Origin of the sequence: Neisseria sp. HMSC056A03 (genome assembly GCF_001815685.1) — a bacterium.
Lineage (GTDB): Bacteria > Pseudomonadota > Gammaproteobacteria > Burkholderiales > Neisseriaceae > Neisseria > Neisseria subflava.
The window spans coordinates 49,187-57,446 of the sequence record NZ_KV821641.1; the positions used below are offsets into that span (position 1 = coordinate 49,187).

The following is an 8,260-nucleotide window of genomic DNA, read 5'->3' on the forward strand; positions in this document are numbered from 1 at the left end:
TTCAGACTAATCTTAAGTCAGATTAGAATTTGTGACGCAGGCCAACAGTACCAGCAGTTTTCTCGTATGTGTTGTCGCCTTTGCCTTCTTTCAACCAACCGGCTGACAACAGGGCAGAAGTACGTTTAGAGAAGTCGTAGTCAGCACCAACGATAACTTGGTTGTAAACGCTGTTCTCTTGTTTCACGCCTTTTTCTTTAGCTTTGAAACCGTGAGCGTAAGAAACACGAGGAGTTACGTTACCGAAGCGGTAAGCCGCAGTTGCACCAACTTCAACACGTTCGTTTTTCTTAGCATTTGCGACATCTTCTTTGAAGCCTTCGTATTGACCTACAACAGCAACCATCAGATTGTTAGCATCGTAACCAGCAGTCAGACGGTGAGCTTGGTGATCTTTGTAAGTACCAGCAGTCAAGGTAGTGTTGCCGTTGAATGTATCCAAGTAGCCAGCATCCAAGACAGCATGTTTAGCGAAAGAACCAGCGTAGCGACCGAAGAAGCCAGAATTTTCATAGTTCAAGCCCAAGTCGTAAGATGCACGGCTTTTCACAGCGTGATCGTATTTATCGCTAGGGTTAGCATTGTCACGAGGTTGGTATTGTACGCTTGCGCTGAAACCACCAAATACAGGGGTGTCGTAACGTACAGATACTTTACGAGAATCTACACGTTTGATTTTACCCAATTGCAGAGCATCTGCGTTAGCATCACTAGACTCCCAAGGGTCGAAGCTGTCGCTGCTTTCGTTCAGAGCAGTATCCAAGTTACCGAAACGAACTTTACCGAAGCCACCTTCTAAACCGATGAAAGATTCACGGTTAGCAAAACCAGAGTTACCACCGGCAATAGAAGTGTTTTGTTCAACTTGCCAAATAGCATTCAGGTTGCTACCCAAGTGTTCGTGACCTTTGAAACCGATACGAGAGCCGAAGTCAGCAATCTCAGTAGCGGTTTTAGATTTAGTAGTTTGACCTGCAACTTTCTCTTTAGTTTGAGAAATTTCTACACCAGCTTTGATTTGACCGTACAGAGTCACATCAGCCATAGCTGCAACAGGCAGAGCTGCCAAAGTCAGAGCAATCAGAGATTTTTTCATTGCTGTATTCCTTTTCTATTGTGAAGAAATAACTTAAGCAGACCGGATAATCCGCTTAGGCTTACTTTATCGCTGGAATCAGCGATTCCATGACTGTTACTATAATTGCTCCTCTCTAAAAAAACAAACTTTATTCAACTCCCCCCCACTACCGCAGAAACCAAATAAAGGTAGAGACAACCCCAAAAGTAGAAATTTATTATTTAAAATCAATGATAAATTTATTTAAAACCAATATTTGCATTTTTACAACACTTTATTAATTTACACATCAATCACGCTATTTTGTTGCTTTTATACCAACAATCCGCAGTTAGGCCGTCTGAAAATCATTACCTAGAACGCTCATCCACTCGGGCAAAGATAGCTGTGTCACTCCAAACTCATCAGGATAGTCAACACCTGTTAAATACAGACCATCAGACATAAAAGTTGGCGGAGCCTTCAATCTACTTTTGGCATGAAAGACCGACTCAAACTCATCCACACTGATTCTGCCACTTCCCACATACACCAATGCACCCATAATATTGCGCACCATATGATGCAAGAATGCATTCCCATGCAAATCAAGGCACAGATAGCGAGAAGTTCCACTAATACTTGTCCTATATAGTGTTTTTATAGGAGATTTCGCCTGACATTCAGCCGCTCGAAAACTGGAAAAGTCATGCTCACCCTCCAATAAGGCAGCAGCCTGCCTCATCAGATTTAAATTTAATTTCAAATGCGTCCACCCTACTCTGCCAACCAATAATGGAGAACGAACCGGTGAGGATTCCAATAAATAACGATAATGGCGGCCATAAGCATCAAATCGGGCATGAAAATAAGGTGCAACTTTTTGCGCAACCAACACAGCAACACCATCAGGCAAATGCGTATTGACACCCCGCACCCATGCTTGCTCAGGACGACTTACTGATGTATCAAAATGCACTACCTGAGCAGTTGCATGCACACCTGTATCCGTCCTTCCCGCAACAATAGTATTAATTTGCTCCCCTGCTATTGAAGACAAGGCCTGCTCTAAGGCCGTCTGAACAGTCGGCAAATCTCCAGCCTGTTTTTGCCAACCATAAAAACGGCTACCGTCATAAGAGAGGGTCAAAGCCCAACGCTGCATCAGATGCCCTGTTGTATTTGCTTGTTCAGTCATTTCTTATACTTCTTGTAAATTGATATTGTTGCCTACACTCAGGTAACCAATATTAAAAAGGCGTGATCAACACACGCCTCTCATGTATTTCAGACGGCCTTTATCTTCAACCATCATATAAAGCTGAAATCTTACCCAACCAATCATAGACTCAGACAAAATCTTGCTTTTTAATTTACCATAAAAAAGATGCCGTCTGAAACGGCATCTTCATTTGACTGGCACTTATGCGCCAAGTTCTTTCATCAATTTTTGGGCTTTATGCAGAATATCGCCTTCAGCCTCTTCAATCAGCCCTTGCAATGTTTCTCGAGCCGCTTCAGGATCACCGATTTCGATATACATCTTTGCCAAATCATATTTGGCTTCAAGCGGTGCAGTCATGCCGACTGATTCTGAAACAAAGCCTCTTTCACTATTGCTTTTATCGGCAGCCACTGAAACATCTTCAGCTCCCCATTCCAATGCACCTTCTTCAATCACAAACTCAGAAGCAGCTTCTTCTTTCTCTACTTCTTCTTTGATTTCTTGAATTTGCAAGTCTTGATCTTGCTTGACATCGAATGGCAGCACATGGCTGTCTGAAACTTCAGGGGTTTCTACCGTAAACTCGAGTGGCTCTTCATTTCTTGACTCGGAGACTTTTTTCTCTGCCGCCAAATCAAACTCAGCAAATGTATTTACCTGCTCTTCTTTACGTTCCGGCATAACAACCGATACTGGCTGATACGGATTTTCTGGTTCAGGCTCGTACACGCTTTCTGTTGATTCGATACTATCCCAATCAGCATGGCGGCGTTGCTCTGTCTCAACATCATGCGTTACTGCACCTGAAAGAATACCTGCCTGACTATTGTCAATCTTACCCAAATCAAGTTTGACATCATCGATATTGGAAGATTCTTCTACTTCATTGATAACCACATCATCTTCGAAATCATCTTCGATAAACAGACCGTCTTGAGTTTTTTCAGACGGCGTTACTTTAGTTGCAGCAACCGCAGCAGCTGAAGCAGCAACATTTTTCTGTACAACCTTCTCTTCATCCTTACGGCTTACAGGTGCTTCTTCCAGCTCGTCATTACGTTTACCGGCAGCTTTCAACAACAACCAAGCAGCAATAAGGGCTGCACCGCCTGCCAATAACCATTTCCATAAATTGCCGTCTGATTCGCTTTCTGTTTGCTCCGCGACAGAATCCGTGGTTGCAACAGGCTCAGAAGCCACTACATTCTCTTGAGCATCAGAAGCCATAGCTTCTTGACCATCAGATGCAGGAACAGTCGATGCGGTGTTTTCATTGACCCCTGTAGATGCTGCTTGTTCTGCTTGTTCAGCTGAAGCTTGTTTCACTTCTTCCTGTTGCTGTGTATTTACACCAGCATCTTTAACCTGGGCTTCAGTTTGAGCCTCAGGCTGAACAACAGGTTTTTCTGTTTTAGCTTCTGTTGCATTGACGGCTTCATTGCCTTTCTCTGTCGCTGTATTGGTTTTAGCAGGAGCAGACGCAGCCAAGCGTTGCAATTCGCTACGGTTTGGAATATTCAGTACTTTACCTGCCAACATACGGTTGGCATTGTTATCGATAAACACATCCGGGTTGGCATTTACCAAAGCCTGAATGGTTTGATCCAGGGTCATACCTTGCGGACGGATGCTGGACGCGATGGCAATCAGGGTTTCACCCGTACGCACCAAATGCTGTCTGCCTGAACGTGCAGCCGTATCGTTTTTAGCAGAGGCCGTCTGAACTTGTTTTTTCTCAGCCTTACGCTGTACATCCTTACGCGCTCGAGCTGTCTGATTACCTGCTGCTTTATTGTTTTTAGTTGCAGGCTGTCGGGCATTGCGTGTCGGCTCGGAAGATTGAGATTCAGTGGCCGGACGGATACGAACAGATGCAGCATCTTTAGAATCATATCCGGCCGGATCGATAATAGCGGTGTACTCACGCGATTGCGCGCCGACACCTACTTGGAAAACCAAAACAGGATCTTTGATGGCTTTAGAAGAGCGGATGGTAACGACTGCCTTATCGCCTGATTTGCGTACCGCTGCGCGCAAATTGCCATTTGAAATAGTGGCCTTACCGCCATTAAGCAGAGCCTGAGCTTCCTCGCCAGTTACAGTGATACTGCCTGTAAAAGGCTCACCCAAATGAGATTGAACATTCAAGCCGCCCAAACCTGCAGAGGCACTGAGCGATGTCATTAAAGCAATAGAAGCTGTAATTAATTTAATATTGTGATGTTTTTTCAAAACTGATCCCCTGTTCGGAAATTATGGTACTAACCAATGTGCACGCATTTAACCATATATTTACTAGATATTACGTCATGATATATTTTTAACCCATTCCTGCCAAGCAATAGAGGCTATTCAGCCTAAAATTCCTTAGCAAATCTATTACTTTTGCATGCTTGTGTTTCTTTTTTACAAATTTCGCCAACCCAAAACAAATATTTCATATAAATATGTGCGATATTAAAGTCATGGTGAAACGTGCAAAAAAACACATCTCCCTGTATGATTAGCATTTACTCAATTAGTTTCATCATTAATATATGAAGATTTTGAGCGACTTATTCGCCGTATTCTTATTTTTCATCACATACATCATCACCAAAGACATGATTGCCGCAACAACTGTTGCGGTTATCGTCGGTATTGCCCAAGCTGCGCTGACCTTTTGGAAACACCGCAAGCTGGACACCATGCAATGGGTCAGCCTGATTTTGATTGTCTTTTTTGGCGGTGCAACGATTCTGCTGAAAGACAACCGCTTTATCATGTGGAAACCAACCGTTCTGTTTTGGATCGGCGCGATCGTCATGCTGTTCAGCCACCTGGCCGGTAAAAACGGGCTTAAAGCCGTCATGGGCAAAGAAATGCAGCTCCCTGATTTTGTATGGACACGCCTGACTTATGCATGGATTGGCTTCCTAATTTTTATGGGTGCGGCCAACCTCTTTGTCTTTACGTATTTTCCAGACCAATGGGTCAATTACAAACTGTTCGGCACATTGGGCTTCACAATCATTTTTTCCATCGCACAGGGTATGTATCTGATGCGTTTCCAGCCTAAGGAGGATCAATAATGGAATATTTCATGCTTTTGGCCACTGATGCCGAAGATGTCCACGAAGCACGCATGGCGGCCCGCCCTGCTCATTTGGCACGCTTAGAAGAATTGAAAGCGCAAGGCCTTCTGCTGACTGCCGGCCCCAATCCTCTACCAGATAATCCGGAACGTGTTTCCGGCAGCCTAATTGTGGCTCAATTTGAATCTTTGGACGCTGCACAAGAATGGGCAGAACAAGACCCTTACGTCGATGCCGGCGTATACGCAGAAGTATTGATTAAACCCTTTAAAGCCGTGTTCAAATGAGCAATATTCGTCAAATTATCGAGGAACGCCTGCGAACGCTTGAGCCTGAGTTCTTCGATTTTGAAGATGAAAGCCATCTGCATGCCGGCCATGCCGGTAATAAAGGCGGCGGGCATTACGCCATAGTGGTGGTCAGCAACGCATTTGAAAACATTGGCCGCCTCCAGCGGCAACGTATGATTAAGCAGCTTTTACAGGACTTGTTTTCAGACGGCCTGATTCATGCACTCAGTATCAAAGCGGCCACGCCGGACGAATACTTCCATTAAGATTACTACTTAAACTTTGATTTCTAATCATTAATTTATTTCCAATCATTAATTTAAAAGAGAAATACGATGAAAAAAACCTACTTTGCTTCAGCCTTGATGCTTGCCCTGACTTCCGGCACACTGTTTGCCCAAACTTTGGTAACCGTCAACGGTCAAGCCATCGACAGCAGCGTTATCGATGACCAAGTTGCTTCCGTACGCGCCAGCAACCCGAACGTTCAAGACACTCCTGAATTGCGTCAAATGCTGACTGAACGCCAAATTATCAGCACTGTTGTTACCCAAGAAGCCAAAAAATTAAAACTGGATCAAAGCGCTGAATTCAAAGCTGCATTGGAGCAAGCGCGTGCAGATGCCGCCAAGCAAGGCGCAGATAAAAAAGCCACCTTCAAAACCGAATGGGCAGTTTTCGAAAATGATTTGCTAGGCCAAGCTTTCGCGGCGCATATCGTCCGTCAATATCCTGTTCAAGAAAAAGATGTCAAAGCCGCTTACAACGACTTCAGCAACTTCTATAAAGGTACTCAGGAAGTCCAACTGGGCGAAATCGTGACCGACAGCAGCAGCAATGCCCAAAAAGCCATTGCCGATTTGGATGCGAAAAAAAGCTTTGTTTCGGTATTGAACCAATACTCAATTGACGAAGCGGCCAAAAAAGCCGGCGGCATCCCTAAAGCTTATATCCCGCTTAAAGATTTGCAAGAATCAGCGCCTCCGCTTTACGCTGCTGTCAAAGACCTGAAAAAAGGTGCACACACTAAAACGCCACTGCAAAACGGTAATTTGTACGCCGTTTTCTATGTCAATGACCGTCGTAACGTTACCGTACCTTCTTACGAAGCCGCTAAAAACGAGATTGGCAGCGACTTACAGGCAGCCCGTGTTGATGCGGCCATTCAATCATTGCTGAAAAAAGCCAGCATCAAAGTCAACAAATAATATAACGTGCCCGCCGTGATAACGGCGGGCAATAAGGAACTCACATGAACATCAAGCCCAAAACTGCCGTTTTGGCTATCCTCACCCTATCAACCGTCGGCTTGGCAACCGCCAAAGCACCTGAAATCGATCCTGCACGTATCGACAGCATGGTCGCCGAAGTATTAAGACAAGCCGATCAACATCCCAACCAGACTGCCAAACCCGATGGTCAGGCAATCCGCAAAGATGTGGTTACACGTTTGCAGACTTTGGAAATTTTGAAAAATGAAGCCATCAAGGCTGGTTTGGATAAAGATGCAGAAGTACAGAATCAGTTTAAAAACGTTGAAGCTGAGTTTTATGCCAACCAATACGCTGCTTATTTAGAACGCCAAACTGTGGTTGACGATGCCGAATTGCGCCGTTTCTACGACCAGCAAACACGCATCATCAAGCTGCAACAAGTCAGCTTTGCTTCAGCTGAAGAAGTCCGCGCAGCGCAAGAACTGCTGCTCAAAGGCTTGTCATTTGAAGAGCTGATGAAACGCTATCCCAACCCCGAACAAGAGTTCGACGGCTTCATCTCTCCGCAGCAGCTTTCGCCTCAACTGGCTACCGCTTTTGCCGACATGAACCGAGGTGATGTAACGCATGAGCCGATTCAGATGGGAAACCGTTTTTATCTGTTTAAACTCAGCGCCGTAGAGCGTAATCCTAATGCCGAACCTTTCGAACTGGTACGCAATCAGATTGCCCAAGCTGTCAAACGACAAAAAGTCGAGAATCAGATCGAACGTATCTTGAAAGAAAACGGCATTAATCCGTAAATTAATTCAATGGTTTCAGGCCGTCTGAAACTATATTTGAACTCAGAGGGCGTATCTTACGCCCTTTTTTACAACTCCTTTTATTCACACAAGATTATGCGCGCTGTTATCCAAAAAGTTACCCAAGCCAAAGTTGACGTTTTGTCCGAAAACTCCTGTGAAACCTGCGGCGAAATCAACAACGGATTTATGATATTGCTCGGCGTTACCCACACCGATACAGAAGCGGACGCCAAATACATTGCGGATAAAACCGCCAACCTACGTATCTTTGAAGACGAAAACGGAAAATTAAATTTATCGCTCAAAGATGTCGGCGGCTCGATATTACTGGTTTCCCAGTTTACCCTTTACGCCGATGCGCGCAGCGGCCGCCGCCCATCTTTCTCCAATGCCGCACCCGCAGAACTAGCGGATAAACTTTATCAATACACCGCACAACTTCTACGCGAACATGGATTGACTGTCGAAACCGGCAGATTCCAAACCCATATGCAGGTTTCCCTTTGCAATGATGGGCCGGTTACCTTATTGCTTGATTCGCAAAAAACATTCTAAATTCCATCGAAAAAGGCCGTCTGAAATATTTCAGACGGC

At 44.8% G+C, this 8,260-nt stretch carries 9 protein-coding genes; 6 read left to right on the forward strand and 3 right to left on the reverse strand.

Annotated elements, in window-relative coordinates; translation table 11 throughout:
- Window positions 1–22: 22 nt before the first annotated feature.
- From porB to HMPREF3052_RS07170, 3 genes are all read right to left on the reverse strand, one after another.
- A complete protein-coding gene (gene porB / locus HMPREF3052_RS07160; RefSeq protein WP_070749334.1) occupies window positions 23–1,096 on the reverse strand; it encodes a trimeric porin PorB in 1,074 nt (357 codons plus the stop codon).
- Window positions 1,097–1,409: 313 nt separating this feature from the next.
- Window positions 1,410–2,255 (reverse strand): tRNA pseudouridine(38-40) synthase TruA, encoded by an 846-nt coding sequence (gene truA / locus HMPREF3052_RS07165; protein ID WP_070749335.1) that lies wholly within the window; start codon window positions 2,253–2,255, stop codon window positions 1,410–1,412.
- 225 nt (window positions 2,256–2,480) lie between these two features.
- A complete protein-coding gene (locus tag HMPREF3052_RS07170; protein WP_083318804.1) occupies window positions 2,481–4,466 on the reverse strand; it encodes a motility hub landmark protein FimV in 1,986 nt (661 codons plus the stop codon).
- A gap of 353 nt (window positions 4,467–4,819) precedes the next feature.
- Between HMPREF3052_RS07170 and HMPREF3052_RS07175 the strand changes: the two genes are divergently transcribed.
- From HMPREF3052_RS07175 to dtd, 6 genes are all read left to right on the forward strand, one after another.
- Window positions 4,820–5,353 carry a septation protein A gene (locus HMPREF3052_RS07175; protein WP_049350972.1) on the forward strand — a complete coding sequence of 178 codons (534 nt, stop codon included), beginning with the start codon at window positions 4,820–4,822 and terminating at the stop codon, window positions 5,351–5,353.
- Window positions 5,353–5,643 carry a YciI family protein gene (locus tag HMPREF3052_RS07180; protein WP_070749337.1) on the forward strand — a complete coding sequence of 97 codons (291 nt, stop codon included), beginning with the start codon at window positions 5,353–5,355 and terminating at the stop codon, window positions 5,641–5,643. The genes HMPREF3052_RS07175 and HMPREF3052_RS07180 overlap by 1 nt, the downstream gene beginning before the upstream one ends.
- Window positions 5,640–5,912, forward strand: a complete 273-nt coding sequence (locus tag HMPREF3052_RS07185) for a BolA family protein (RefSeq protein WP_049329542.1) — start codon at window positions 5,640–5,642, stop codon at window positions 5,910–5,912. The genes HMPREF3052_RS07180 and HMPREF3052_RS07185 overlap by 4 nt, the downstream gene beginning before the upstream one ends.
- A gap of 69 nt (window positions 5,913–5,981) precedes the next feature.
- Complete coding sequence (locus HMPREF3052_RS07190) at window positions 5,982–6,854, forward strand: peptidylprolyl isomerase (RefSeq protein WP_070749338.1); 873 nt, start codon at window positions 5,982–5,984, stop codon at window positions 6,852–6,854.
- A 44-nt stretch (window positions 6,855–6,898) separates the two neighbouring features.
- Entirely contained in the window at window positions 6,899–7,663 is a 765-nt protein-coding gene (locus tag HMPREF3052_RS07195; RefSeq protein WP_070749339.1) for a peptidyl-prolyl cis-trans isomerase, read from the forward strand.
- Between the two features lie 96 nt (window positions 7,664–7,759).
- Window positions 7,760–8,221 (forward strand): D-aminoacyl-tRNA deacylase, encoded by a 462-nt coding sequence (gene dtd / locus HMPREF3052_RS07200; protein ID WP_049329571.1) that lies wholly within the window; start codon window positions 7,760–7,762, stop codon window positions 8,219–8,221.
- The last annotated feature ends 39 nt before the right edge of the window (window positions 8,222–8,260 follow it).

Coding starts and splice junctions, on each gene's coding strand:
- porB (WP_070749334.1), bottom strand. CDS start 1,096: ATGAAAAAATCTCTGATTGCTCTGACTTTGGCAGCTCTGCCTGTTGCA.
- truA (WP_070749335.1), bottom strand. CDS start 2,255: ATGACTGAACAAGCAAATACAACAGGGCATCTGATGCAGCGTTGGGCT.
- HMPREF3052_RS07170 (WP_083318804.1), bottom strand. CDS start 4,466: ATGACATCGCTCAGTGCCTCTGCAGGTTTGGGCGGCTTGAATGTTCAA.
- HMPREF3052_RS07175 (WP_049350972.1), top strand. CDS start 4,820: ATGAAGATTTTGAGCGACTTATTCGCCGTATTCTTATTTTTCATCACA.
- HMPREF3052_RS07180 (WP_070749337.1), top strand. CDS start 5,353: ATGGAATATTTCATGCTTTTGGCCACTGATGCCGAAGATGTCCACGAA.
- HMPREF3052_RS07185 (WP_049329542.1), top strand. CDS start 5,640: ATGAGCAATATTCGTCAAATTATCGAGGAACGCCTGCGAACGCTTGAG.
- HMPREF3052_RS07190 (WP_070749338.1), top strand. CDS start 5,982: ATGAAAAAAACCTACTTTGCTTCAGCCTTGATGCTTGCCCTGACTTCC.
- HMPREF3052_RS07195 (WP_070749339.1), top strand. CDS start 6,899: ATGAACATCAAGCCCAAAACTGCCGTTTTGGCTATCCTCACCCTATCA.
- dtd (WP_049329571.1), top strand. CDS start 7,760: ATGCGCGCTGTTATCCAAAAAGTTACCCAAGCCAAAGTTGACGTTTTG.